Raw genomic sequence first — 22988 nt, forward strand, 5'->3', positions numbered from 1 at the left:
AGAAAAGCACCACTATTAATGCCGCTTATAAGTACAATTATCCCAATGCATTTGTACAAACGCCAGAGGGTTTGGTTCTCGACTATTCTAAGCTGGTTTATAGCAGGGGCAAGGTGAGTACGCCCTGCGCGGCGAAAGTAACAGCCGTAGCAGGCGGGTTGCAGTTTACCTGGCAAAACGCTGTACAAAACGAATTCAATTTATTTGCGGACAGGGCGACTTTCGTGGTTTACAATGTGGAAAAGCATATTGCGGTGATTAAACAAAATGTGGCGCTAAGGAAGGATATCGGTTATGTTTTTGAATTGCCGGAGGATTTTGCTGGTGATGAGCTGCATTGTTATATGAGTTTTAACAGTGCAAATGGGAAGGTAGTAGGGGATAGTGTGTGGTGTGGATAATTTTCTTAAATTTATTATTATGAAAGCAATAAAAGCCCTTATTACCACCTCTATCTTGGTAGCTGCAGCCAGCGTGGCGAGTGCTCAGGATAAGACTGACAGTATAAAAGTTTATTACGAATCAGAAAAGCCTTTTCATCATCATGCTGATAGTCTGGAATATTACATTGACAGTGTTTTGGTAAAAAACGCGAATATGGGAATGTTTGAGCCCATCCAGATTGAAAATATCAATATTGTAAAAGGATATAAAATCTATATTACGCTCAAAAAAGATGTACCTTTTAACCTGGTTACCTTTCAATCGCTCGGTGACAAATACCTAAAACGTAAAAAAGCTACAGGTGTGATTTATACGGTTGATGGAAAACTGGTAACAGATGCAGAGGCCCTGATCAACGAAAAGCATATTCTGAGCATTAGTATTGCGGCTGATCAACTGATATCAAGCCTGCCGGGCGTGAAAGTTACTATCCTGAAAGTATTGACCAGGTCTAAGGAAAATATTGAAAAGGCAAATACGGTTTATATCCGGGGATTAGGCTCGAGATAGAAAGTATGCTCAAGAAATAAGCCTGTAAAATTACTGGAAAAAGTCTGAGAAACCGTGTTCCATATTAGTTTTCGAGGCTAAACGTGGAGGTAATGACTAGTCCCGCTTGCATCTTACATTCGTAAAACTACCGCCACCGTAGCCTGTTTCTTCGCTAATTACTAAGTTGCTGGCTTCCTGAAGAGTTTTATCGCATACTGTTCTGGTTTTTTGAGATCCCGGACCTGTGATGGTGCACTTCCAGCAGCCTACGCTATCGTCTTTGGTACAGGAACTTGGTAAAAAAATAATCAGGATTAAAGTAGACCGTAAAATAAGTTTGGTCATGACAGCGAAATTTGCGTAAATATAAAGTTTATTTTGAAGCGAATAACCAGGAGCATCAGCCATTAATGATTAAGTTAGCGGCCAATTTTTAGCATCCGTTCTTGAAATGGAAAATGATGGTCATACTCATTCATTCTCCATTTTTAAAGTTATCTCGAAGTTCCTTAAGCTGTTCGAATGTCAATTCTCTTACCTTTATTGTGAAATCATCTACCCAAACATTTGATGCTGTCTGACTTTGTAATGCTAATAAAGATTCCTTTCCATCTAAGATTATTCTTTTCTCATTTTTCTCAATTATCCATGAACCAAAATCTTTGCCTGAATAATTGTCCGAGAGTAGTGTTTGGTCTGAAAGAAAGTATTTGAATGTATCGTAGATAAATTTATTGAGCGGATTATTAAGTTGTTTCTCTATGTCAAACGCATAAGACAGACAAGTTTCTATCGCTCTGTCCAGATCATGATCGGTTGTGCCTGCTTTTCTTCCAAAAGTATCAGTAAGTTCTACTTTATAAACGTTGTTTGAGACTTCATCAAAGTTCACGGTCCATTTGTCTGCCAATTCAGTTTTTTTTCTAAGCATTTTTCAGTAGTTAAGCCATGACATTAACAGTGGCTTTCCTTTTATTGACATCAGAATATCATTAACTTCATCTAACTGTTTTTGATCAGGTGCTTTTGTACAAATAAATGTAGCAAAGACAAAATTCTTTCCGTCTGAAATATGCCAGATAGAAATATGAGGAAAATTATCGTTGGAAAATCGTGCGTTGCCAAAGATTCCGTAGCTGCAATTTCCCGATGCTTCACTTTGTAAATCCCCGAATTCATTTTTTAGCCCTATGTTCTTCGATAAGTCAACTAAATCGGATAAATTTGGATTAGGAAACTTTCCAGATAAATATTCTGCTAGTGAAATCTGTAATACTCCAGAGTCCTCGATAGCCATATTGGTAAACGTTGGTGGACCGTTTGGATTATCTGCTGAAATATCTTTCCAATCATAGGGGAGGTTAATATTAAGTTTTTTCAATCTTTTATCCATTGGAAATATCTTCTTTTTTAGGTTTGAAAACGTTGATCTTCTAAAAATAGAAAAATAATCCTTAGTCCGAAATTGTTGGAATTGCTAGCAAAATCAGGATATGGGCCTAAAATAAATTTTAAGATATTATTTTAATTACCACTCTTCTAGAGTTTTAAGGTCAGATAAGTTTTTTTTATTGCATTTTACTACCGCTCATAACTTCAATTGACATAAGTTAGCCACAATCAAAAGGGGTATTAAATTTTAAAACATAGATATATAGAGAGTTAATATTATAATTTTGCGAAATCTTCAAAAATATTGAAGCATTTAGCACCAAGAGCTTTGTTCGGCGAAAACTGGTAATTTAAAACGACACAAAGGGATAGGTGAAATAGTGCTCGCGTGTGAAAACGTGGGCCTATCTATTCGTTGTCGTGGGTATACCAGTACCTCGCCGGAGCGTTTAGGTAGGTACCCACGTTTTTGCATTTGTACTGGTCTTTCAAGAGTGGTATAGTCCCTGAGAGGCACAATCTCTTGGCCGCGTAGTTACGGAATAGTGCAATACAATTTGGTTCTTCCTTTTTTAAAGTTCAATTATAATATCAGTTCTGATAATTAGTGGACAGTATGGAGCAAATATTAGAAAAGCACGTTCAGGTAAGGGATATCAATTATCTCCTTCAAAAGGTAGTAGATAAATATGATCCATTGCAGATCTACTGTTTTCATAAGGACGAGCAATCGAGAAAAGTGACTGGTTGCTTTGGTGATTTCCAGGATGCTGGGCATTGCGATTATTGGCTGCTGATGGTTACAGAAGGTGGTTCCCGGATTGAAAATGCTGTTCAGGACTTTGCTAATGCGCACTATGATTTTGGAAAAATCACCATACTCGCCCATGGCAAGGAGGGTATCTACAAATCTATCAATGATGGTTACAGATTCTTTGCAAATGTATATAGCACCGGAAAGTTGCTTTATAACCGGCAGTTTGCCATCAATACCTTGGTTCCTTATTCGTCTGCCTTATCTGGCGATAAGGAAAGATTGAAACAAAGATTCGCGGAAGGTATTTCCAGAGCCGAAGGCTTTCTACATGGCGCGATAGAGTGCCTTGGTAGCAAGAAATATAATGTCTGTGCTTTTATGTTGCATCAGACTGTTGAACAGTGTTGCATAGCACTGATTGGATTACACATGGATTATCGGTGTGATATCCATAATCTGCATCGATTACTGATGCTGTGTCGATGTTTTTCAGATGTGCCTTATAATTTGTTTATTACCGATAAAGAAGAATATAGGATCATTTTTGAGAAGTTGGTCAAGAGTTATAGTAATGCGAGGTACGTGGCAGATTTTAAAATTGAGGAAATTGAAATTGACTTGCTTATCGATAGAATTTCGAGTCTTCTAGAATTCACTAAGTCTTTTAAGGAAGCCTCGGCTTTTTAACTAAGTTTAGGTGTCAAAAAGTGTTTCCAAAGTTTATCATCCAACCTTCCCCAATATTTATCAGTAACCTCACTTATGAAATGGCTGTGACCCCCAAATTTTTCGGTTACCATATCACTTATTTGTTTGGCTGATAGACCCGATTTTATAAATATCGATGCTGGTAGTGTTGAAAACCAAAACTCTACTTGTGGAATGGTGTCAAAAAAAGCAGTTACGTCTTCTTTTATATAATTAGAACCTAGTACTAAGCAGTATATATTACTCATTATCATCTCCTTCTCGTAAAAGCTGATTTGTTGGTGGAACCAAATCAACGGGTTTTATAATAAAATCGGATCCTTTTTGCGTAATCATGTCCAATTTTTTATCTTCTAATCTGTAATTTTCTGATTGCAACAGTCTAGGATCTTTAAATATTAGAATAAGATATATTACAAAATTAAAAACTATAACTAAAATGAATGCCCCTATTAAGACATAACGGATAATTTGATCATCTGAAATTGTAAAAAATGTAAATAAGAATATAAAAATTAATCCGCTAACCCAGACGAAAGGCGCAAAAGCATTGGACTTATATCCTGCCTTAATATAATTAGTGAGATTTGACCAATTTTGTTCTATTAACATTCAATCATAAAGGTATAAACTTTTTATATCTTAATATTATGAAAGATTAGCCGCTTTGAAAATATCAAAGAATAATACTGGGGTATTATTAACTTTTATCTCTAAAATGTTTAAGTGAAAATAGTAATTTGATAACCAAAGTGGAGTAATGTTTCGAAATTCTATTTGATGCTTGATCAAATGGCTTGTTTGAAGCGAATATTTATATCGACTCTCCCGCATCTCTACGTTCTTGAATCTTTCTTTTTATTCTTTCTTTGATGGCTTTTTGCTTGGGAGTATCTTTACGAGAGGAAAAATCCCACTCTTTAGGTTTTGGCTTTAAGTTAAGCTTCATAAATACGAATAATACAGCCATTACAAGGGCGCATATTCCATCTACATACTTCCATTCATTCTTAGAAAAACCTAGTTTAAATATTGGATTGAATATGATTATTAATACAACATATACTAGTGAAATGTATTTATATTCTGAGTTAGCAACAGTTGAAAGTATAAACAAGCACCCTATAATTACAAACACACGAAGAAATTGGTAGTAGCCATAAGGCATTTTGAATATACCAATGATTAATATAACACACAATATTATATGTGCAACTAGTGTAGTAGTTTTATCAGTAGATGTCATACGCTATATTTTTATTGAATTATAAAGGTTAGGCAAGTTTTAATCACTTACAATCATGCATTATTTTTCTATTGTATTATTTAAGTCTTGTCAACTACATTGAAGAAATCAGTTCCTACTATATGGACCAAGGTACATAAGAGTCTTATCGTCTTCTAAATAAACTTCAAAATATCTTCTATCATCAATATTGAATGGGATTCTTTTCCCAATGTCAGTATTGATAAGCAAAAGTTCTTCAATAACATCGATTGCAGCACCACCAACTTCTTCAACCCGTAATTCGTAAAGATACTGTTCGTGATGTAATGAGTCTGCTAATTTTACAAGTCGCAGGGTTCTTTCAATTCCCATTGGAATATCTGAATTTTTATAAGCTTTAAGAGCCCCTTTGGCATTTTGAACATTTAGTAGCTGTTCATTTTTTGCATCATTTGCTAAATGAAATCTATGCGCATATATTGTTAGTGACATACTTCGTTATTTATTAAAGTTAAAAATTGGCATCTTCAAGAAATAGTCTCAAATTTACCTAGGTAAGCTTTTTACTTTTATAATTTGACCATTATTATTGAACATACTGAAACCTTCGTCTTCTTCCCATACATATTTATTTCCTGTTTTAGTATCCAAAATTATTCCCGACTGAGTTGGGACATACCTGCCAACACCATAAGATATTTTGTCATAGATGCCGTACAGAATTATGACGAAAGCAATAAAGGCTATAAGAAATAAAGACTTAAAGATGTTGTTTATCATATGCTTGGTGTTTTAAAAAAGTTTCCTAATACTCCTATATAATAGGTTTTAATGGATTTATGAGAGCGCAAATCATAGTTGCTATCTGAATACACAGAAAATATTAACCCGTTAAAGTCTCTACCTATTCCGCTATGTCCTGTTTGATGTAGATAAGACCCAAATGAACTTCTTGATGGATTAGTACTTATAAGTATTAGTAATGATATAATTACTACATAATGTTTTCTTTTGAGATCTTTCATAGAAGTCTATCACTTACAATCATACATTATTTTTTCTATTGTATTTTTTAAGTCCTTCCAATCAAGACCTTCTGGATATTGTTTTTTGATACTTCTAGTAAGGCATGAAGCTATTTTAAACCTATCATTAAAGTCTGGATAATATTTAATAAGAGATTCGTCTTCAACAAAGCGTGTAATTAAAAACTCCTCGAATTTAGGTGTCCAACCCTCCATTTTGCCTGTGACAAATATTGGAGCCATACATATTTTAAAGTTCTTTTCTATTTCTTTATTGACCGGATCGTTTGTTTTCGGAATTCCCTTTGGGAAAGACAGCTTAATTTTTCCTACCATGCAATCTGACACAATTCTTTTCTGATCTATGCTAAAGGGGAAGCCCAATGAATCTAGCGTGTACCAAACTTTATCCCTCAATATAAGGGTATTCTCGGAATTCCATTTTATTGGTTCTTTATTGGCTTGATGCTTTGCGAATCCACTGATGAATGAGCCTCCTATGAAAAATACGAGAAGCAACAAGTAATTTCTAATCGAAAGGAACTTAGTGAGTTTAGGGTTTTTTAGTAGTAGATTTAATAGGTGTCCTAGAGCAAATAGAATGGACAGACCTACAAACATAGAAATTATCTTATCTGAAGATTCAGGGGAAAGATTGAACATAATTTGATCGCTGTAATTTGATTTAATAAAATAAGGGATAGACTGTAATAACTTAAAGCCACTCAGGGTTAAGACTCATTTTCATGCTTAAAGATTTCGCCAAGCCTTTTACAGCATGCTGCATCATTTATTTGCATGGTATTTATTGTCGTAATTCAAGCAACACTAAATTATTCCAATTTTTTCCTATGCTATTCCCATAGCAGTATTCCAAAAGTAACTAACTTTTCAATTGTAACTATAACTAATACTTAAAGAATTATGTAAAAACAAAAAAAATAATTACGACTATAAGAATAGGCTATTGATTTTATATATTAACAATCTAATATTATTATCGAAATGAAATCGGCTATAAAAGACGAAAAGGACACCGGCTACAGCGACTTAAGGTATTTATGTAATTTTCCAGGTCGCAATCATACCTGAGGTACAACTGAGGAACATTCGCAGCTTTATAACCTATTGACATTTCATTTGTTGGCTGAACTATGAATTCAGTTCTTTTGTAATGGTCAAAACATAATCACTATATCTTAATGTCTGGTCGAATTGAATCTTCGATAAAAAAATTAGTACGTGACCACTCAGATTAAACCAATGAGCAGATCATAATTATTTAGTCTCAGTGAGACCCATTCTAGAAATAATATCAATGGTAGAGTCTTCCGTTCTTATCTCAATTGAATTACCATTTTTATTAATCTCTTTAAGGACAATAATAGAACCAGATTCGCCCATTGATTGAACCAATGAAATAGACGAGATTGATATAACATATCGGTTTTTGTATTTATCATAAACGTCTATGAACTGATGGGGATTCCAATTGATTATTTCTGCCTTAGTATCAAGGTATTTTTTAAGGATATACAATTTATATATTTGCCAATGCTCATTATCGTCATCCTGTATGATAAAAACATGTCCCAGTAAATCATTTGGGTAACTTATCCTATCTTTAAATCTATCAAAAGCAATAGGATCGTCCTGATAGGCTCTTTTACGTGTTTCATTTTCTATTATTTTTGCTATTTGTTGCATGGCTATATTTTTGATTTAAAATGTTGCTTAAGATGATATATTAACTGTTTACGATCTGAGCTTAGCTATATGTTGCCTAACTCATACTATTCAACCTTTAATAATGTATTATGAATCAATCGTAAATCTTTCATAATTAATTAATTAAATGAAATAATATACAAATTACGGCAACAAACTTGATAAGTTCGTTTAATGAACTATGCAATTTTTCCACAATAAATCGAAGGTAATCATCCTAGTGTGCCCTTAACACTAAGTAAAATATTTTCCAAAATATTTATATCTCTCACCTTTTTTCTGAATATCTTAGCAATAACTTATTAATTAAATTAACGTTGCTCAAGATGAAGAGATATCATCCCTGCTTTGATCAGCTGATAGAACACCTATTGGCTTTCCTGCCAAACATAGATCCCAGGTTTTCGGATTTGCTCCGGCCTCTGCTTACCGCACCATTTACCGTAAAAGACGACCTGCTCATTCTCAAACCTGGCGACATCGCCGATTACGCTTTTTGGCCGGTAGAGGGCTTTATCAGATCTTATAGGAAATACAAGCCCGATGAGGACAGAGAATATTACGAGCAAAAGACCACCAGTATATCATCTCCGGAAAAAATATCCCTGTGCTCAAACAGTTACATGAACCGTAAGCCGGTTGATTTCTATGTGGAAATACCGAAAGGAAGTACAATGGTTGCTTTTAGCCATACGGCTTTTCAAATAATCGGCAGTAAGATACCCCAGGTGGCTACTCTGGCGCTAAACATCCTCAGCGATGCGGAAGATGACTGGCAAAAAAGGGTAGAGATCTGCCAGGTTAAAGGGCTGGAAGGCTATAGAACTTTCTTAGATGCGTTCACAGAGGTTGAGTCCTTCATATACCTAAAGCATATCGCTTCCTGTATCGGCATGTCGCCGGAGCATTTGAGCAGGATCAGAAAAGAGGGCGGCTTTGGCGATGATCATTTAAGGCGTTAGTGATGTCCTGACGTTTTTGAGAGTTGACGATCCGTTGAGATTGATATTTATCAATTGCAGATAAATTTTGGCTGTGTTAATTTTAGGTTAATTAATAAACTGGGTTATAGATAACCTTATTTCATAATTAAACCTATTTAGATGTTAAAACGCCAACTCATCAACATTCTGGGCTCGCTCCATCCGGTAGGCATGGGCTACCAACAGTTTATTGAAACGGATAATCCGTTTATTTACCGCACGGTCAAAAAGGGTGCACTGATATTGCTGCCCGGCAAGGATGCCCATGACCTGCATTTCATCGGCAGGGGACTTTTTAAACTGTACCACTACAATGCGCGGGCGGAGCAATTGGTTACCGGTTTCTTCGGTGAAGATTCTTTCATGATGCTGCCCAATGATTTTTATGATGGTTCTAAAAATGAGACCAATTACCTGTGTGCCCTGGAAGACAGCGAGCTGCTCACCATTTGCCGCAGGGATATGGAACTGATCTATCCCCGGTTCCCGGAATCGAGGATCCACAATGACCGCATCAGGAGTAAGATCTCGCAGGGCATTGCGGACCATGTGATCTTGCTGCTGGCACAGAAAGATGACCGGTATGGCTTGTACGCGAGTCTTCATCCAAATATTGCCTTTAGGCTTCCCGGTCATCTTTTAAGTAATCACTTGGGGATATGTTCTAAGACACTGAACCGGGGTAAAAGGTTATTCTTATTGGGCAATAAAGGCCGAAGGGAGAATTTTGTCCGTTGATTTGATTTTGCTTTTGTGATCTGACGAAATTGAATATATTTGCTTTGTATGGACTATATAGAGATTCGCGGTTACAAATCAATTAAAGATGCCAAAATTGACCTTAAGCCCGTTAATATTCTGATTGGTGCCAATGGTTCTGGTAAAAGTAATTTTGTCTCTTTTTTTGAGTTCTTAAATAATCTTTATGAGCGTAAACTTACCGAGTACATTAACTTACGGGGTGGGGTCGAACGCATACTTCATAAGGGTACTGAAATCACCGATACCCTATATTTTAGAACTGAATTTAAAAATGGTTTAAATGGCTATACCGCCAAGCTAAAAAAAGCAGATGAAGGGTTCATATTTACTGATGAAAATCTTCCTTATAAAGGGAGTGATGGACGGAATATTGCTAATTTTAGTAATGAAGCGCGAATTAAAATAACCGATAACTATCGTGCTAAATATGTGATGGAATATCTTAATAATCTTAAGAAATACCATTTTCATGATATTGGCAGGAACTCACCATTTACTAAAATGAGTCACATACAAGATGATGCTTATTTTCTTTATCAAAATGGGGAGAATGTTGCTGCGTTTCTTTTTTTCATCAGGACAAATCATCAGATCGTATACAATCGGATTATTAAGGTAATCCAAAGTATTGCGCCTTACTTTTCTGACTTTTTCTTTCAGCCAAATGAAAATGGCTTTATCAGATTGCAATGGCAAGACAAATACAGTTCGACTACTTATGGTGTTGGTGATCTGTCAGACGGAACGATAAGGTTTATTGCACTGACGACATTATTTTTGCAGCCAACTCTTCCCGATAGTATTATTATAGATGAGCCTGAACTTGGTTTACATCCTTTTGCGATAGCTAAACTAGCCGGGATGATACAGTCTGCTGCTGAAAAAGGGTGCCAGGTTATTGTTGCCACCCAATCTACTGACCTAATAGCCCACTTCCAGCCGGAAGATATCATTACGGTTGATCAGATAGAGGGTGAAAGTAAGTTTCATCGTTTAGATTCGGCTTCTCTCTCTGTTTGGTTAAACGATTATACTATAGATGATCTTTGGAAAAGAGCTATTATTAAAGGAGGACAACCGCAATAGTTTGAAATGAAAAGAATCATTATTATATGCGAGGGTCAGACGGAACAGGAGTTTTGTAAAGATGTGCTTTATCCTTATCTTTTTGCAAGAGGAATTTTAATATTACATCCGCTGATTAAAAAATCCAATGGCGGCATCGTTTCATGGTATCATTTGAAAAAACAAATAGAAGGCCATCTTAAAGAGGATACCGGGGCGTTAACCACCACATTTATCGATTATTATGGCACACAGGAAAAGCACAGTTTTCCAAAATGGGCAGAAGGACTGGCTATTCCTGATAAAGGGGACCGTCTGACATTTTTAGAAGCTTCAATGAAAGCGGATATTGATGCGTCAGTTAGCCATCGCTTTATTCCGTATATTCAATTGCATGAATTTGAAGGTCTTTTATTCAATGATGTTGAAGTTTTTAAACAGCATATCCCAGTGAATGAGTTATTGGATGTAGCAGAATTAAATCGTATAATTTACCAAAATCCAAATCCGGAGTTGATCAATGACGGGCATGAAACTGCACCATCTAAAAGACTGAAGAAATTAGTTTTAGGATATAGCAAACGAATTTATGGGCCGATACTGGCCGAAGCTATCGGCCTTGAAAGGATCATGGAAAAGTGTCCGCGATTTAAACAATGGATAGTGTCGTTTTCTTAATATGCCTTAATTTTCTAAATGGCATGGAGCGTTAAATGGTCAAAATCTCGTTCTTATTGGGCAATAAAGGCCGAAGGGAGAATTTTGTCCGTTGATCTATGGGACATTTTCCCGCTGTTTTTCGTGTCAAAAGTCTTCTTCTGCCCGGCCTTTTGGCCTTTAGTTTTGACCTTACCATTTGGTGCCAGAGTAGGCGGGGTGATTTACCGGGACGGTTGCCCCAGGCTGAAACCGGTGTGCAGGTGGTATAAATAACTAATTGTTTTATTTCAATGAATGACTTATGGGAATTCAACTTTGGGGAGCCTTTGGTGGCTTCCAAAAAAAGACAGGTCCGTTGGTTGGTCGTTGGCGAGATGGTCAGAATGTGATTACGGCTATTCCTCACCCTTCTCAGGAGCCTGCTTCTGAAGGGCAGCTCAACTACAGGGCTAAGTTTAAATTGGTGGTCAGCTGGCTGAGCTGGATGACGCCTATCGTTAGGGTCGGTTTTCAGAATGCGCATGAAGAAAAAAGAACAGCTTTTAATGCTGCCTTCATGTACAATTATGAGAATGCCATCACGGGTACGACTGCTGCCAACTTTACCATCGACTACAGCAAAGTCGTGGTGGCTAAGGGCAATCTTAGTAATGCTTCTGATCCGGTTATGGCTACTACGGTAGATGCGCAGCTGGATTTTAGCTGGGATGCGCTGATTGCCAATGGTGTGGGCGCCGTGACTGACAAGGCCACTTTTGTGGTGTACAACCCGAGTAAGCAGTTGTTTGTGACTGCTGTGGGTGCTGCGCCGAGAAGTGCTTTGACCTACGACATCGGCTTGCCGTCCAGTTTTAGTGGCGACACGGTGTATGTCTGGATGTTCATGGTTGCGGCCGATGGCAAGACGAACAGCAGTAGCTTCAATTTTGGAAGCACGGTTGTGATGTAAGAAGTGGGGTTGTGTCCCCGGGTTTGTACCGGGCTTATTCGCGAGCGCCGCATGAAAAGCATCGGGACCGGGGCACAACCTTTTTTATTTGAACTTAAAATTTTAATGTTATGGGTATTTTAAGCGGTGGTATTGCTGGTTTGGTGACTGGCAGGGTCGGAGATATGGTGTTTTATGTATTGAACGGCAAGCAGGTGGTGCGGATGGTGGGCAAGTCTGTAAAGCCACCGACCGGGAAACAATTGACTGCGAGGATGCAGATGACTATGGTAGCGGGGTTTTTAAAGCATTTGGTGGAGTATTTGAATGTGGGCTTTGGTCCTGATGTGGTTGATGATGAGAATGCGTACAATGCAGCGATGAGGTATAACAGGAAGAATGCGTTGTCTGGTGTGTATCCTGATGTGGTGCTGGATTATAGTAAGGTCTTGGTCAGTAAGGGCGATTTGCCTGGGGCGGCTGGTGCTGTTGTGGAATTGCTTGATGATGGTTTGCATTTCGTATGGTCAAATCCATCAGATATACCATATCCAAGAGGTAATGATCAGGTAATGCTGCTGGCGTATTTTCCCGCTTTGGCTTCGGCTATTTATCTGTTGGAGGCTGCCAGCAGGGAAGAAGGGTCGGCTTTTCTGCCAGTACCTGGTGATTTACTTGCTGAACACATGGAGGTTTATCTATCTTTTGTTGCAGCCGATCGAAAAAGTGTTTCTGACAGCATTTACCTGTTATAAGGCATTTCATTCACCCATCGGAAGTCTCTTTTGGTCAGTTCAAATTCTTTCCTGACGAGCGATATGACCACAGGTTTATCCAGAAGGTCTCCTTTGAGCTCAAGCGTATCCCGATGCAATCTTTTAAAGGACAGGGTATACCTGACATCAGGCGTTTCTGTAAATGACCACTTCATTGTTTGAGCAGACAGGTCTATTTGTGCTTTGGCATATATGGTCTCATTGTCACCATATTTAATAAAGGCCCGGTCGTAATTGTCCAGTCCCAAAACTTTCCAGCCTTTGCTAACATAAAGACTGTCAACAGCAGGTGCGCCATTTGTCCATTTTAGGGATGAGATCCGGTAGGCACCGTATAAGCTTTCTTTTGCTTCTTTTTGTTTATTGAGAGCGGCGGTCAGTGTGTAAAATGCGGGCATGCCCACGCAAATGGCAATGGCGACGTATTTAACGGCTACTTTTGTAATTCTTGCCCATTTTGCTTTGAATACGGGCGGAGTCATCTGATCCAATCCAATGGTTTTACCCTTAAAGAAGAACTGGAAGAGCCGCGAAAAGTTAGGGAACAGGATGATGAGGCACATGATTACGAGTGCGGTCGAGAGCAATTTGACCGGCACATCAAAGAAGTAGTTGATGGCCATAATGTTCAGGCAGGTCATCAGGCATAGTAACGCCCCGACTGTTGCTGTTTTTCTGAAAAACAGGAGTATGCCCATCATTTCAGCGAAAAACATAAATGTTTTGTATCCTTCTGAGAAACCCAGGAAGCGCCACGCTAAACCCATGGGCGATGAGTCGCCGTAGGTGGTAGACATACCTGTCGCTGAGGGGCCAGGGAATTGTCCGTTGTTGAGTTTTGCCAGGCCATAGTGGACCAGCATAAAGCCGACATAGAAGCGCAGGGATACTGTGAGCCAGTAAAAAAGCTGATCATGGCTTTTTCTTTTCCGGTCAATGACGGACCAGATCAGTGTACCAATAAGGGCCAGTAAAAAAACGACGAATAACAGTACGTAGTGATAAGTGGTGTCGCCGCTGCCGTTGAAATTTGGATTGACCGGATCGGAAAGATGCAACAGGTGCTGCCCGGTCCACGGGACGAGTTGTTGCAGTATAGGATCGGTGTATTTGGTGAGGGGATATAAAAAGATAAAGGAACCGTTATTAAAGCATACAATGAAGATGATGCAAAGCAGGAAGGTAAACCTGATGGCAATGATTTTGAGCGTTTTAGTCATGCGGGTAATATTTGGTTTGAGCAAGTATAAGACTTGAAATTGTATTTTAGGTTACATTTATATTTTTTTTGAAGCTCCGTACATGTAGCGTTTCGGCCATTTTATACGTATTAACTGAAACCAAATTTAAACACAAACGGTATGAAAAAGATTTACCCTTTACTATTGCTGATCAGCATTTTTATTTTTTCCTGTGAGAAAGATGGCAACCCGGAAGACGAAGGGACGGGCAAGGACCTGGTGCTGACCCAGCAGGAACAGCAAAAAGCTGAGGCAGACAATGAGTTTACTTTTAAGCTGTTTAAGAAGGCGTTGACCGGAGAGACTTCCGGCAAAAACATCATGCTGTCGCCTTTGAGTGTAAGTATGGCAGTCGGGATGGCCGGTAATGGCAGTGCCGGGCAAACGCTGGAGGGTATAAGAAGTGCATTGGAGTTTAAGAATTTCACTGAGACACAGGTTAATGATTATTATAAGAAATTGACCACGGAATTGCCGGGCCTGGATCCTAAGGCAACGCTGAGGATTGCCAATTCGATATGGTACGATAAGGGCTTTAGTGCCTTGCCGGCCTTCCTGCAGGTCAACAAAGATTATTATAACGCGACAGCTGAGGGTCTTGATTTTGGCAGTACCGGAGCTAAGGACAGGATAAATGGCTGGGTCAATGAAAAGACGAATGGGAAAATCCCTACGATCGTAGAGCAGATTTCGCCGGATATGGTGATGTACCTGATCAATGCGGTTTATTTCAAAAGCAACTGGACCTACAAGTTTGATAAGAATAACACGGCTAAGGGTGATTTCTATCTGGGTAATGATCAAAAAGTACAGGCTGATTTTATGAGTACTAAAGCGACTTTAAATATGGCAACTGCTCAGGATGCCAGTATTTATGAGCTGCCCTATGGCAATAAAAAATACAGCATGGTCATCGCTGTTCCCGCTGGCAACAAGCCCGTGGCTGAATTTGCAGCGGGCATAGACCAGGCGAAATGGAAGGGCTGGATGAGTGGGATGACAGAGACAACGCAGGACATCAGAATGCCGAAGTTTAAGTTCAGCTATAGCATCACTTTAAATAACGCGCTAAAAGGTCTGGGAATGGGCCTTGCTTTTGGAGAGGGCGGAAACGCAGATTTCACCAGGATAAATGCTGCGGGTGGCTTGCAGATTGACGAGGTGAAGCACAAAACTTTTATTGAGGTCAATGAAGAGGGTACAGAGGCTGCCGCTGTTACTTCGGTGGGTATAGTCCTTACATCGGCAGGACCGACCGTAGTCATTAATAAGCCTTTTTTGTTTGCCATTCGCGAGATGAAAACGGGTTTGATCGTGTTTACCGGTATTGTCAATAATCCATTGCTGGATAAATAAGGTAATCTGAGCAGGATCTGAGCTGGTGATAAATTGTAAAAACATATTGTAATGATTTAGTTGATTTTAATCAGAAAGTATTAATTTGGTACCGCTAAAACACTAATTATTCCTATTTTGGAACTCTTAACCAAATTATAAATGAAACAATCATTGAAATCAATTTTTGCTGCTGCTTCGATACTTGCTGTAGCTGCGTGTAATACACCTACCAAGACAAATACGGATGATGCGGCTGCGGCTGACAGTACTGCTGCTGTTGTTCAGCTGGACAGCACCAAATTTCAAAAGGAGATAGATGGTAAGAAGACCAATCTTTATGTGCTGAAAAATAAAAACGGGATGCAGGCTGCGTTTACCAATTATGGTGGCAGGCTGGTGAGCCTGTTGGTGCCGGACAGTGCCGGTAAACCGGTTGATGTGGTGGTTGGTTTTGACAGTGTAGACGGTTTTGTAAATTCTACTGAACCTTATTTTGGCGCTACCATTGGCCGTTATGGCAACAGGATCGCTAAGGGCAAATTCAGTCTGGACGGAAAGCAGTATACTTTGGCAACCAATAATGGCCAGAATACGTTGCACGGTGGTAAAAAAGGTTTTCAATACGTGGTTTGGGATGCGGCACAGCCTGATCCGCAGACTTTGGTGCTGACTTATCTTTCTAAGGATGGTGAAGAGGGTTATCCCGGAAACCTGAATGTGAAGGTGACCTATAGCCTGACTGATGACAATGAACTGAAAATGGATTATGAGGCGACTACTGATAAAAAGACGCTTTGTAACCTGACCAATCATGCGTTCTTTAACCTGAATGGTGAGGGCAGCGGTCCGATCCTGGGGCATGTTTTACAGATCTATGCGGATCAGTACACTCCGGTGGATACGACTTTGATCCCTCTGGGCAAACATGCGGATGTGAAAGGTACTCCTTTTGATTTTACAACTCCTGAGACGATCGGTAAAAGGATTGAAGAGGCCAATGATCAGCTGAAAGCGGGTAAGGGTTATGACCATAACTATGTGCTGAATGGTACTGAGGGTTTGGGCATGACGCATGCGGCCACTGTAAAAGGTGACAAGTCTGGTATTGTAATGGACATTTATACCCAGGAGCCTGGCCTGCAGTTTTACTCGGGCAATTTTATGCAGAGTAAAAATGTGTTTAAGGGTGGTGCTAAGGATGATTTCAGAACTGCGATTGCTTTGGAGACGCAGCATTTCCCTGATTCTCCGAACCAGCCGGGTTTTCCTTCGACTGTGCTGGAGCCTGGAAAAACGTATAAGACTTCTTCGGTTTATAAGTTTAGTGCGAAGTAATATTGGATATTGTCATTGACTTAGCCAATCGTCATTGCGAGGCACGAAGCAATCTTCTTTAGTATGATGAGATTGCTTCGTGCCTCGCAATGACGGGAAGTAACTCAATGACGAATGTAATATAATCAGATTAAAAAGGGGGCGCTTATTATGTACCCCTTTTTTAATTACTCTAGTTTAATTACTCTAGTTTCTTACTGACCCAGTCTATCGCTTCCTTAAGTTCTGCGTGCTCAAAGCCTCTGGCCTCACCGGGAACGATATAGCTAAACAGGTCGGTAAAGGTTTTTACTGCTTTCTGATCGGTCACTACGGCCATCTTTTTCCATTTGGTGAGGTGTTTTACACCGGCTATAAAGTCCTGCACCCAGGCACCGGCGGTAAAGTTTTCTACACTGGTATCGAGTACAAGCAGGTAATAAATTTCACCATATTGGGCACTGAGTACATTCAGCCCGGGCAACAGCACACTTTTAAGGTCTTCATCGGTCACTTCACCACTGGCTTTTACGGCAAATACATATTCGGGCACGTTCTGGATAATTGTCAGCATAATTCAGTAGTCTAATAACGTCCTTCGGCGTGGTTATCTTCTTTCCAGGGATGTTTTGACTCATTTTCCTGATTCTCTGTCCAGGCAAGTGTGCCTGCTGAAGGCACTTTGATCCGGGAAGGGTTTTTACGTTTCTTTTCCGGGCCCTGTAAATGATCGGCATGGTCCCTGGTTGTTTCCCATAGGTCTTCTACCGGATGATCGGTAAACAGGTCGTCTTCGTTATGGTCTGTTTTCGAATTGCCGAATTTAAGTTTTGACCGGATGTCCCGACCATTTTTTGGTGCAAACAATATGCCCAATGCTGCACCTATAGCCAATCCTGCAATGGAGGCTACTGCGATCAGTGTATTGTTGTTATGGTATTTCATAGCCGATGTTTTTATATGGTTTTAATATTTAAGTATGATTAATAACCTCATCCAGAAGGGATTGTTTGTCAAATTTTATCTTTAACTGAGGAATATGTCTTCGGCCAGTAGTTGTAGCTTTAAGCTCATCTCGCAGGCATAAGCCAGGGTCGTTCCTAAACTTTCTGTTTTCAAGTTTGTTGAATACGGTATGAAAGAAGTAAAAGTGACTGATAAAGTAGAAAATTTCTACGATAAGTTCCTGAACTGGATCATTGAAAAGGGCCCTTCGGTTTTGCTGGGCTTTGTGATTTTAATAGTGGGCCTCTGGCTGATCCGGGTATTTGCACGCTGGATGGAGCGCAGACTGGCACAAAAGAAAATTAACAATTCGCTTTCTCCTTTTTTTCTGAGTGTGTCGGTAGTGGTGCTGCGGATCCTGCTCGTCTTTCTGATCATGCAGATCCTTGGGATACAGCTCACTATTTTTGCTGCGCTGGTTGGCGCGGTGGGTGTGGCTGCAGGTCTGGCTTTGTCCGGTACCATGCAAAACTTCGCCAGCGGTGTGCTGATTTTGATGCTTAAACCTTTTAAAGTATCGGATAACATCATCGCCCAGGGGCAGGAGGGAACGGTGACCTCGATCCAGTTGTTCTTTACCATTGTTACTACTTTTGACAACAGGAAGGTGATCATTCCCAACAGCAAGCTCTCTAATGAGGTGATCATTAATGTAAGCGCTATCGGCAGCAGGCGTTTGGATATTGAACTGAAATTCAGCTACGGTATAGACCTGGAGACCGTTAAAAAAGTGATAGATGAGACCATAGCTGATTCCATCTCAATTTTGAAGACACCGGAAAAACGTGTGGGCATTTCCCTGCTGGAGGAAAGCGGGTACAAGGTACTGATTAATGTCTGGCTCCAATCGCATGGTTTCAATGATGCTAAACTGGCATTCCAGGAAAAACTGCTTCATAATCTGAAGGATTCGGGTATTGTTTTGCCCGGAATGGCTGCAAAGTAAACTTAGGGTATTTTCACCGCCTGCCTGGCGATCAGTGTCCAGTGTTTGTTCTGTTTTTGCCAGACCAGAAGGACGCTTAGTTTGACTGCGCCGGCCTTACCGCCATCGTTGGTTGCTGCTGTTAAGGTATGGCGGACAATGGCGTTATCGCCGACTAAGGCAATGGTCTGGTCTGTCAGCTCTATGGAAACGAAATCAGACTTGCCGCTGGTGAGGACTTCCATAAATGTAGCTTTATCTTCGACTTTTCCTCCGGAATGTCCATAGCTCAGTTCTTTGGCAGCAAGGTTTTCCAGTGCTGCTTTGTCGGCGTCTACCATTGCTTTGCGCAGGGATTCGACAGCGGCCGCTACTTCTTTTTCAGCGGTACTTTGGCCATAGATCAGTGAGGGAGTAATCAGTGAGGCCAGTACAATGGCAATTTTTATGGGTTTGATCATAGCGTTCATAGGCATGAAGGTACAAAATTTTGTGGCAAATTTTATTGGTGGAGGCGGAGCTGACTTCTCAGGTCAGCGATCTCGTTTTGCATCTGGTCAATTTTGCCCAGCAGGTGTCGGATGGCGTCAATGCCTTCAATGTTGATGTGCAGATCGTAGTACAAGTGTACGTATTTATCCAGTTCGGTGAACTGCTCTTCATGGATGTATTTTTCCGTATCCAGTATGGTCAGGGTAATGATTCCTGATTCTTCCAGAGAAATGATGAAATCGGGTTCGATGTCATAGTTGACGCAGTATTCTGTTATCGTGATCAATTGTGGTTCCATAGCACTGGGGTTAACTTAGTTTTTGTAATTCACTAAAAAGCGCTTTTTGTCTTTCGGTCAGGTCGGCTGGTATTTTGACGGTGTAAGTGATGTAAAGGCTTCCGTGTTCACCTTCTTTTTTATAGAGGGGAAAGCCTTTGTTTTTCAGTCTTACTTTGGTGTTGTTCTGTGTGCCGGCTGCGACTTTTAATTTCACTTTTCCATCAAATGTATCTGCGGTAACCTCTCCGCCCAATACTGCGGTATAGAGGTCCAGTTCGACCACGGCATAAAGGTCATTGTTCAGGCGCTTAAATCTCGGGTCATCGCTAATGTTGAAGGTGATGTACAGGTCGCCATTGGGGCCTCCGCCTGCACCGGGCGCGCCTTGCCCGCCGAGTTTGATGACCTGACCATTGGCGATTCCCGCTGGAATGGTGATGCGGAGCTGTTTGCCGTTTACTGTTAATGTCTGTTTGTGTGTGGTATAGGCATCGTGCAGACTGATCCTGAGTTCTGCCTGGTAGTCCTGCCCTTTGTATTTTCGGCTGCCGCGCTGCTGTCCCGGGCCTGCATTGCCAAAGAGTGATTCGAAGAAATCAGAGTAGTCTCCGCCGCCGCCAAAATCGGCTCCGGAGAAGCCGTCAAATGGCTTGCTGCCTGTGTCTCCGAACGGATTGCCACCGCCTCCGCCTGATCTTTTGGCTTGTTCATACTGATCAGCATTTTTCCAGTGCTCGCCGTACTCATCGTATTTTTTACGTTTTGCCGGATCGGTGAGTACTTCGTTGGCCTCGTTGATCTGCTGAAACATGTTGTGGGCTTCTTTGTCGTTGGGGTTCAGGTCAGGGTGGTATTTCCTGGCCAGTTTCCGGTACGCTTTTTTAATGTCGTCCTGTGATGCGCTTTTGGCTAAACCCAGGGTTTTATAGTAGTCTATAAATGCCATTTATGTTTTCATTTGCTATAATATCGTTATAACAAATGAAAACATAAAATGGCTGAAAGTAATTTATTGTGCTGTATAAGTGGCAGTAAGAACCATCCCTGGTATAAAAGGGTTAATTAAAGAGAGTTTAAGCGTTTTCTCGGTAAGTTCAATTACATCATACGTAGCTGTTATACCGAAGTTGGTGTCTGTCGCAGTTATTTTTTTGCCGGTCATGGACCACGTCCCTGCTTCTTTTACTTTGGGTTCAGTAGTGGAACATCTGTCTTCCGCGTCATCCTGATAGGCTTTTCCGTCTGATGCAAAGGTATTGAGGTCGTCGAGCTGGCAAGGCAGATAATATTCATGCAGCTTATCCTGACCATCTTGTGTGTAAGCAATGACCTTCCATTTTTTGTCGACGAGCAGACTATTTGGGTCCTGAGGTGTAGGGATGACTTTTTTACAACCGCCAAGGCTGATCGCCAGGGCGAATAGCAGGGAGCATAAGGTTAATTTTTTCATTTGATTAAGAGTGAGTTTAGATAAAACAAAGATAATATTTTTTACATCACTGCTGGATGGGCCTGGCTTTTGATTTTGCGGCTTTCCTGATGCAGGCCTCTAAAAAATGATCGATGCCTGTCGTGGCGTAGCCCAAAAGCCTTGAATTTTCACCAAGTTCGGAAGATACGATGGTTGTTCTTTCCCTGATTTGGGTCATACAGTAGGTATTGATCGCCTGTTGCATCGGCAAGGTGATGTATTGCTTTGCCGTCGCAATTTTTCCGCTTAAAATGATCAGTTCGGGGTTAAAGAGCTGGATGAGTACCGCGATTCCCTTGCCCATATAGGTGCCGATGTTGGACAGGAGCTGTATCGCATATTGATCGCCTTTGTTTGCGGCTTCGATGATGACAGCCGGTTCAATTCTCTGCAGTTCTTCTTTAGAGAGTTTGTTGAGCATCGAGTTTTTGCCTGATAGTATGCCTTCCTTTGCCATTTCTGATAAAGCATTGCCCGAGGCTATGGTTTCCAGGCAGCCATGTTTTCCGCAATAACACAAGGCGCCGTTCTCCACAAAGGGGATATGCCCCAATTCTCCTGAAAAACCGCAGGCACCTTTTCTTAGTTTGCCATCCATGATGATTCCCAGCCCAACTCCCCAGTCCATCAGTAGTATCAGGGCATTTTGTTTGCCCTTTGCCATTCCATGGGTAAATTCTGCCATGGATGATCCGTTTACATCATTTTGTATGATGACAGGCAGGTTCAGCATCTTTTCAAATGCTGCGGTTAGGGAAATGTCTTCTGCATCGCCCAGAAAGTAACTGTAGCTTTTGCCTTTTTCGGAATCTATGAGGCCGGGCATACCCACGCTGCAGCCAATTAACTGCTCATTGGCGATGTTGTGTGCTTTGAGAATGTCCTGAACATGCCTGCTTAAAATGCTGAAGAAGTCTGATCTGGTGCTTTTTGAGATGGGCAGTGGGGTGGTTTGAGCTTCGACGATATAGTTATAATTGTTGTCTACTATAGCGATTTTGGTATGGAACAATTCGATATCGATGCAGATGATCAAGACTTTTTTATCTTTCAGGCCATATAGATCCGGTTTTCTGCCACCCATCGATACGCCATAGCCTTTTTTTTCTATCCAGTCTTCGTCAATTAAATTGGTGATGAGCTTCAAAACACTCGGGGTACTCATGTTCAAGGTATGACACAATGTGGAGACTGAACAGGGACCCAGATTGAAAAGATGTTTGACGAGCTGGTATTTGTGCGCCAATTGCTTATCACCTGAAGTTTTTGTTATGTTATTTAATAGACGAAGATCCATCGGTTTGATTGCTGTATTTTGTTAAATATAGACAACTTATGTTAAAAATTTATAAAAGTATTTTTAATACGTAAATATTTACACGATGTTTTGTGTTTTTAACAATTTCTCGCTAATATTAACCATGCAAGTATTCGGTTTAGCGGTGCCAAGCAGGTATTGCCAGATGAATTCAAACACAACCACTTATATGAAACCTAAAGAACCACAACAAAAAAACACCAGAAGAGATTTTATTAAGAAGTCTGCGGTCGGTGTGGCCGCTTTTACTATTGTTCCCCGGTATGTTCTTGGCGGGCAGGGCTTCCTTGCGCCAAGTGATAAGCTGACTAAGGCCGTAATCGGTGTAGGCGGTATGGGAAGGGGCCACTTTGGCTATGAGGGCACCCAGGTGGTGGCCATTTGCGATGTCGATAAAAACCACCTGAAGCAGGCTGCGGGTATGCTCGATAAGGGCGTAAAGCAATTTAGCGATTACCGTGAGCTGATCCAGCTTCCTGAGGTAGATATCGTTCATATTGCCACTCCGCCGCACTGGCACGGGATCATGGCGGTCGATGCAGCGAATGCGGGTAAGGACATTTGGTGCGAGAAACCAATGACACATACTATAGGTGAGGGCAAGCGGGTCGTGGAGGCGGTAAAGCAGCACGGCCGGATGCTCAGATTAGATACCT

General features: G+C 40.6%; 30 protein-coding genes. 13 read left to right on the forward strand and 17 right to left on the reverse strand.

From position 1 onward, the window contains the following. Together VK541_RS24870 and VK541_RS24875 are read left to right on the forward strand one after the other, a co-directional pair. Positions 1–401 (forward strand): DUF6266 family protein (locus VK541_RS24870; RefSeq protein WP_324373330.1); only part of this gene is annotated, 401 nt, incomplete at its 5' end. Between the two features lie 19 nt (positions 402–420). Then, positions 421–954, forward strand: a complete 534-nt coding sequence (locus VK541_RS24875; protein ID WP_324373331.1) for a hypothetical protein — start codon at positions 421–423, stop codon at positions 952–954. Positions 955–1050: 96 nt separating this feature from the next. Here VK541_RS24875 and VK541_RS24880 read toward each other — a convergent pair whose 3' ends face one another. The 3 genes from VK541_RS24880 to VK541_RS24890 all read right to left on the reverse strand — a co-directional run bounded on the left by VK541_RS24880 (position 1051) and on the right by VK541_RS24890 (position 2329). Next, positions 1051–1281 carry a hypothetical protein gene (locus VK541_RS24880; RefSeq protein WP_324373332.1) on the reverse strand — a complete coding sequence of 77 codons (231 nt, stop codon included), beginning with the start codon at positions 1279–1281 and terminating at the stop codon, positions 1051–1053. 130 nt (positions 1282–1411) lie between these two features. After that, positions 1412–1867, reverse strand: coding sequence for a hypothetical protein (locus VK541_RS24885; protein ID WP_324373333.1), 456 nt, complete (start codon positions 1865–1867; stop codon positions 1412–1414). A gap of 3 nt (positions 1868–1870) precedes the next feature. Beyond that, positions 1871–2329 (reverse strand): hypothetical protein, encoded by a 459-nt coding sequence (locus tag VK541_RS24890; RefSeq protein WP_324373334.1) that lies wholly within the window; start codon positions 2327–2329, stop codon positions 1871–1873. Positions 2330–2944: 615 nt separating this feature from the next. Between VK541_RS24890 and VK541_RS24895 the strand changes: the two genes are divergently transcribed. Next, the gene (locus VK541_RS24895; protein ID WP_324373335.1) at positions 2945–3772 is read left to right on the forward strand and encodes a HEPN domain-containing protein; all 828 of its coding nucleotides are present in this window, start codon (positions 2945–2947) and stop codon (positions 3770–3772) included. A gap of 261 nt (positions 3773–4033) precedes the next feature. Here VK541_RS24895 and VK541_RS24900 read toward each other — a convergent pair whose 3' ends face one another. The 6 genes from VK541_RS24900 to VK541_RS24925 form a co-directional block, all read right to left on the reverse strand. Beyond that, entirely contained in the window at positions 4034–4405 is a 372-nt protein-coding gene (locus tag VK541_RS24900) for a hypothetical protein (protein ID WP_324373336.1), read from the reverse strand. A gap of 202 nt (positions 4406–4607) precedes the next feature. After that, the gene (locus tag VK541_RS24905) at positions 4608–5039 is read right to left on the reverse strand and encodes a DUF6804 family protein (RefSeq protein WP_324373337.1); all 432 of its coding nucleotides are present in this window, start codon (positions 5037–5039) and stop codon (positions 4608–4610) included. 108 nt (positions 5040–5147) lie between these two features. Next, complete coding sequence (locus VK541_RS24910; protein ID WP_324373339.1) at positions 5148–5513, reverse strand: hypothetical protein; 366 nt, start codon at positions 5511–5513, stop codon at positions 5148–5150. A gap of 54 nt (positions 5514–5567) precedes the next feature. Beyond that, positions 5568–5801 carry a hypothetical protein gene (locus VK541_RS24915; protein WP_324373341.1) on the reverse strand — a complete coding sequence of 78 codons (234 nt, stop codon included), beginning with the start codon at positions 5799–5801 and terminating at the stop codon, positions 5568–5570. A gap of 254 nt (positions 5802–6055) precedes the next feature. Further along, positions 6056–6709, reverse strand: coding sequence for a hypothetical protein (locus VK541_RS24920; protein ID WP_324373343.1), 654 nt, complete (start codon positions 6707–6709; stop codon positions 6056–6058). A gap of 615 nt (positions 6710–7324) precedes the next feature. Continuing rightward, positions 7325–7753, reverse strand: a complete 429-nt coding sequence (locus VK541_RS24925; protein WP_324373344.1) for a hypothetical protein — start codon at positions 7751–7753, stop codon at positions 7325–7327. A 347-nt stretch (positions 7754–8100) separates the two neighbouring features. Between VK541_RS24925 and VK541_RS24930 the strand changes: the two genes are divergently transcribed. The 6 genes from VK541_RS24930 (at position 8101) to VK541_RS24955 (ending at position 12927) form a co-directional block, all read left to right on the forward strand. After that, complete coding sequence (locus VK541_RS24930) at positions 8101–8736, forward strand: hypothetical protein (RefSeq protein WP_324373346.1); 636 nt, start codon at positions 8101–8103, stop codon at positions 8734–8736. Positions 8737–8877: 141 nt separating this feature from the next. Then, the gene (locus VK541_RS24935) at positions 8878–9495 is read left to right on the forward strand and encodes a Crp/Fnr family transcriptional regulator (protein ID WP_324373349.1); all 618 of its coding nucleotides are present in this window, start codon (positions 8878–8880) and stop codon (positions 9493–9495) included. Between the two features lie 48 nt (positions 9496–9543). Then, complete coding sequence (locus tag VK541_RS24940) at positions 9544–10605, forward strand: AAA family ATPase (RefSeq protein WP_324373351.1); 1062 nt, start codon at positions 9544–9546, stop codon at positions 10603–10605. A 6-nt stretch (positions 10606–10611) separates the two neighbouring features. After that, positions 10612–11262 (forward strand): DUF4276 family protein, encoded by a 651-nt coding sequence (locus tag VK541_RS24945; RefSeq protein ID WP_324373352.1) that lies wholly within the window; start codon positions 10612–10614, stop codon positions 11260–11262. A gap of 283 nt (positions 11263–11545) precedes the next feature. Next, the gene (locus VK541_RS24950; RefSeq protein ID WP_324373353.1) at positions 11546–12193 is read left to right on the forward strand and encodes a DUF6266 family protein; all 648 of its coding nucleotides are present in this window, start codon (positions 11546–11548) and stop codon (positions 12191–12193) included. Positions 12194–12303: 110 nt separating this feature from the next. Further along, on the forward strand, positions 12304–12927 hold the full coding sequence (locus VK541_RS24955) for a DUF6266 family protein (RefSeq protein WP_324373355.1): 624 nt from the start codon (positions 12304–12306) through the stop codon (positions 12925–12927). Here VK541_RS24955 and VK541_RS24960 read toward each other — a convergent pair. After that, a complete protein-coding gene (locus VK541_RS24960) occupies positions 12915–14168 on the reverse strand; it encodes a hypothetical protein (RefSeq protein WP_324373357.1) in 1254 nt (417 codons plus the stop codon). The genes VK541_RS24955 and VK541_RS24960 overlap by 13 nt on opposite strands. 141 nt (positions 14169–14309) lie before the next feature. Between VK541_RS24960 and VK541_RS24965 the strand changes: the two genes are divergently transcribed. Then, on the forward strand, positions 14310–15545 hold the full coding sequence (locus tag VK541_RS24965) for a serpin family protein (protein WP_324373358.1): 1236 nt from the start codon (positions 14310–14312) through the stop codon (positions 15543–15545). A 141-nt stretch (positions 15546–15686) separates the two neighbouring features. Further along, positions 15687–16862: an aldose epimerase family protein gene (locus VK541_RS24970; protein WP_324373359.1), complete on the forward strand. Its 1176-nt coding sequence runs from the start codon at positions 15687–15689 to the stop codon at positions 16860–16862. 181 nt (positions 16863–17043) lie between these two features. Here VK541_RS24970 and VK541_RS24975 read toward each other — a convergent pair whose 3' ends face one another. Both VK541_RS24975 and VK541_RS24980 read right to left on the reverse strand, forming a co-directional pair. Further along, positions 17044–17415 (reverse strand): STAS/SEC14 domain-containing protein, encoded by a 372-nt coding sequence (locus VK541_RS24975; protein ID WP_324373360.1) that lies wholly within the window; start codon positions 17413–17415, stop codon positions 17044–17046. Positions 17416–17426: 11 nt separating this feature from the next. Continuing rightward, complete coding sequence (locus tag VK541_RS24980) at positions 17427–17786, reverse strand: YtxH domain-containing protein (protein WP_324373361.1); 360 nt, start codon at positions 17784–17786, stop codon at positions 17427–17429. Positions 17787–17976: 190 nt separating this feature from the next. Here VK541_RS24980 and VK541_RS24985 point away from each other — a divergent pair, with 190 nt between their 5' ends. Next, a complete protein-coding gene (locus VK541_RS24985; RefSeq protein WP_324373363.1) occupies positions 17977–18792 on the forward strand; it encodes a mechanosensitive ion channel family protein in 816 nt (271 codons plus the stop codon). 2 nt (positions 18793–18794) lie between these two features. Here the strand turns inward: VK541_RS24985 and VK541_RS24990 are convergent, their stop codons facing one another. The 5 genes from VK541_RS24990 to VK541_RS25010 form a co-directional block, all read right to left on the reverse strand. Beyond that, a complete protein-coding gene (locus tag VK541_RS24990) occupies positions 18795–19241 on the reverse strand; it encodes a nuclear transport factor 2 family protein (RefSeq protein WP_324373364.1) in 447 nt (148 codons plus the stop codon). 32 nt (positions 19242–19273) lie between these two features. After that, positions 19274–19561, reverse strand: coding sequence for a chaperone modulator CbpM (locus VK541_RS24995; RefSeq protein WP_324373365.1), 288 nt, complete (start codon positions 19559–19561; stop codon positions 19274–19276). A gap of 10 nt (positions 19562–19571) precedes the next feature. Then, positions 19572–20489, reverse strand: a complete 918-nt coding sequence (locus tag VK541_RS25000; protein WP_324373366.1) for a J domain-containing protein — start codon at positions 20487–20489, stop codon at positions 19572–19574. A 63-nt stretch (positions 20490–20552) separates the two neighbouring features. Then, positions 20553–20993: a lipocalin family protein gene (locus VK541_RS25005; RefSeq protein ID WP_324373367.1), complete on the reverse strand. Its 441-nt coding sequence runs from the start codon at positions 20991–20993 to the stop codon at positions 20553–20555. A 46-nt stretch (positions 20994–21039) separates the two neighbouring features. Beyond that, positions 21040–22179 carry an ROK family protein gene (locus tag VK541_RS25010; RefSeq protein ID WP_324373368.1) on the reverse strand — a complete coding sequence of 380 codons (1140 nt, stop codon included), beginning with the start codon at positions 22177–22179 and terminating at the stop codon, positions 21040–21042. A 322-nt stretch (positions 22180–22501) separates the two neighbouring features. On the opposite strand from VK541_RS25010, the gene VK541_RS25015 reads away from it, so the two are divergent. Then, positions 22502–22988: Gfo/Idh/MocA family oxidoreductase (locus VK541_RS25015; protein WP_324373369.1), on the forward strand; the 487-nt coding region annotated here is incomplete at its 3' end.

Origin of the sequence: Pedobacter sp., assembly GCF_035317785.1 — a bacterium.
Taxonomy (GTDB): Bacteria; Bacteroidota; Bacteroidia; order Sphingobacteriales; family Sphingobacteriaceae; genus Pedobacter.

Excerpts from the sequence above, each read along its gene's own strand:
- VK541_RS24875 (WP_324373331.1), top strand. The coding sequence starts at position 421 with ATGAAAGCAATAAAAGCCCTTATTACCACCTCTATCTTGGTAGCTGCA.
- VK541_RS24880 (WP_324373332.1), bottom strand. The coding sequence starts at position 1,281 with ATGACCAAACTTATTTTACGGTCTACTTTAATCCTGATTATTTTTTTA.
- VK541_RS24885 (WP_324373333.1), bottom strand. The coding sequence starts at position 1,867 with ATGCTTAGAAAAAAAACTGAATTGGCAGACAAATGGACCGTGAACTTT.
- VK541_RS24890 (WP_324373334.1), bottom strand. The coding sequence starts at position 2,329 with ATGGATAAAAGATTGAAAAAACTTAATATTAACCTCCCCTATGATTGG.
- VK541_RS24895 (WP_324373335.1), top strand. The coding sequence starts at position 2,945 with ATGGAGCAAATATTAGAAAAGCACGTTCAGGTAAGGGATATCAATTAT.
- VK541_RS24900 (WP_324373336.1), bottom strand. The coding sequence starts at position 4,405 with ATGTTAATAGAACAAAATTGGTCAAATCTCACTAATTATATTAAGGCA.
- VK541_RS24905 (WP_324373337.1), bottom strand. The coding sequence starts at position 5,039 with ATGACATCTACTGATAAAACTACTACACTAGTTGCACATATAATATTG.
- VK541_RS24910 (WP_324373339.1), bottom strand. The coding sequence starts at position 5,513 with ATGTCACTAACAATATATGCGCATAGATTTCATTTAGCAAATGATGCA.
- VK541_RS24915 (WP_324373341.1), bottom strand. The coding sequence starts at position 5,801 with ATGATAAACAACATCTTTAAGTCTTTATTTCTTATAGCCTTTATTGCT.
- VK541_RS24920 (WP_324373343.1), bottom strand. The coding sequence starts at position 6,709 with ATGTTCAATCTTTCCCCTGAATCTTCAGATAAGATAATTTCTATGTTT.
- VK541_RS24925 (WP_324373344.1), bottom strand. The coding sequence starts at position 7,753 with ATGCAACAAATAGCAAAAATAATAGAAAATGAAACACGTAAAAGAGCC.
- VK541_RS24930 (WP_324373346.1), top strand. The coding sequence starts at position 8,101 with ATGAAGAGATATCATCCCTGCTTTGATCAGCTGATAGAACACCTATTG.
- VK541_RS24935 (WP_324373349.1), top strand. The coding sequence starts at position 8,878 with ATGTTAAAACGCCAACTCATCAACATTCTGGGCTCGCTCCATCCGGTA.
- VK541_RS24940 (WP_324373351.1), top strand. The coding sequence starts at position 9,544 with ATGGACTATATAGAGATTCGCGGTTACAAATCAATTAAAGATGCCAAA.
- VK541_RS24945 (WP_324373352.1), top strand. The coding sequence starts at position 10,612 with ATGAAAAGAATCATTATTATATGCGAGGGTCAGACGGAACAGGAGTTT.
- VK541_RS24950 (WP_324373353.1), top strand. The coding sequence starts at position 11,546 with ATGGGAATTCAACTTTGGGGAGCCTTTGGTGGCTTCCAAAAAAAGACA.
- VK541_RS24955 (WP_324373355.1), top strand. The coding sequence starts at position 12,304 with ATGGGTATTTTAAGCGGTGGTATTGCTGGTTTGGTGACTGGCAGGGTC.
- VK541_RS24960 (WP_324373357.1), bottom strand. The coding sequence starts at position 14,168 with ATGACTAAAACGCTCAAAATCATTGCCATCAGGTTTACCTTCCTGCTT.
- VK541_RS24965 (WP_324373358.1), top strand. The coding sequence starts at position 14,310 with ATGAAAAAGATTTACCCTTTACTATTGCTGATCAGCATTTTTATTTTT.
- VK541_RS24970 (WP_324373359.1), top strand. The coding sequence starts at position 15,687 with ATGAAACAATCATTGAAATCAATTTTTGCTGCTGCTTCGATACTTGCT.
- VK541_RS24975 (WP_324373360.1), bottom strand. The coding sequence starts at position 17,415 with ATGCTGACAATTATCCAGAACGTGCCCGAATATGTATTTGCCGTAAAA.
- VK541_RS24980 (WP_324373361.1), bottom strand. The coding sequence starts at position 17,786 with ATGAAATACCATAACAACAATACACTGATCGCAGTAGCCTCCATTGCA.
- VK541_RS24985 (WP_324373363.1), top strand. The coding sequence starts at position 17,977 with ATGAAAGAAGTAAAAGTGACTGATAAAGTAGAAAATTTCTACGATAAG.
- VK541_RS24990 (WP_324373364.1), bottom strand. The coding sequence starts at position 19,241 with ATGAACGCTATGATCAAACCCATAAAAATTGCCATTGTACTGGCCTCA.
- VK541_RS24995 (WP_324373365.1), bottom strand. The coding sequence starts at position 19,561 with ATGGAACCACAATTGATCACGATAACAGAATACTGCGTCAACTATGAC.
- VK541_RS25000 (WP_324373366.1), bottom strand. The coding sequence starts at position 20,489 with ATGGCATTTATAGACTACTATAAAACCCTGGGTTTAGCCAAAAGCGCA.
- VK541_RS25005 (WP_324373367.1), bottom strand. The coding sequence starts at position 20,993 with ATGAAAAAATTAACCTTATGCTCCCTGCTATTCGCCCTGGCGATCAGC.
- VK541_RS25010 (WP_324373368.1), bottom strand. The coding sequence starts at position 22,179 with ATGAGTACCCCGAGTGTTTTGAAGCTCATCACCAATTTAATTGACGAA.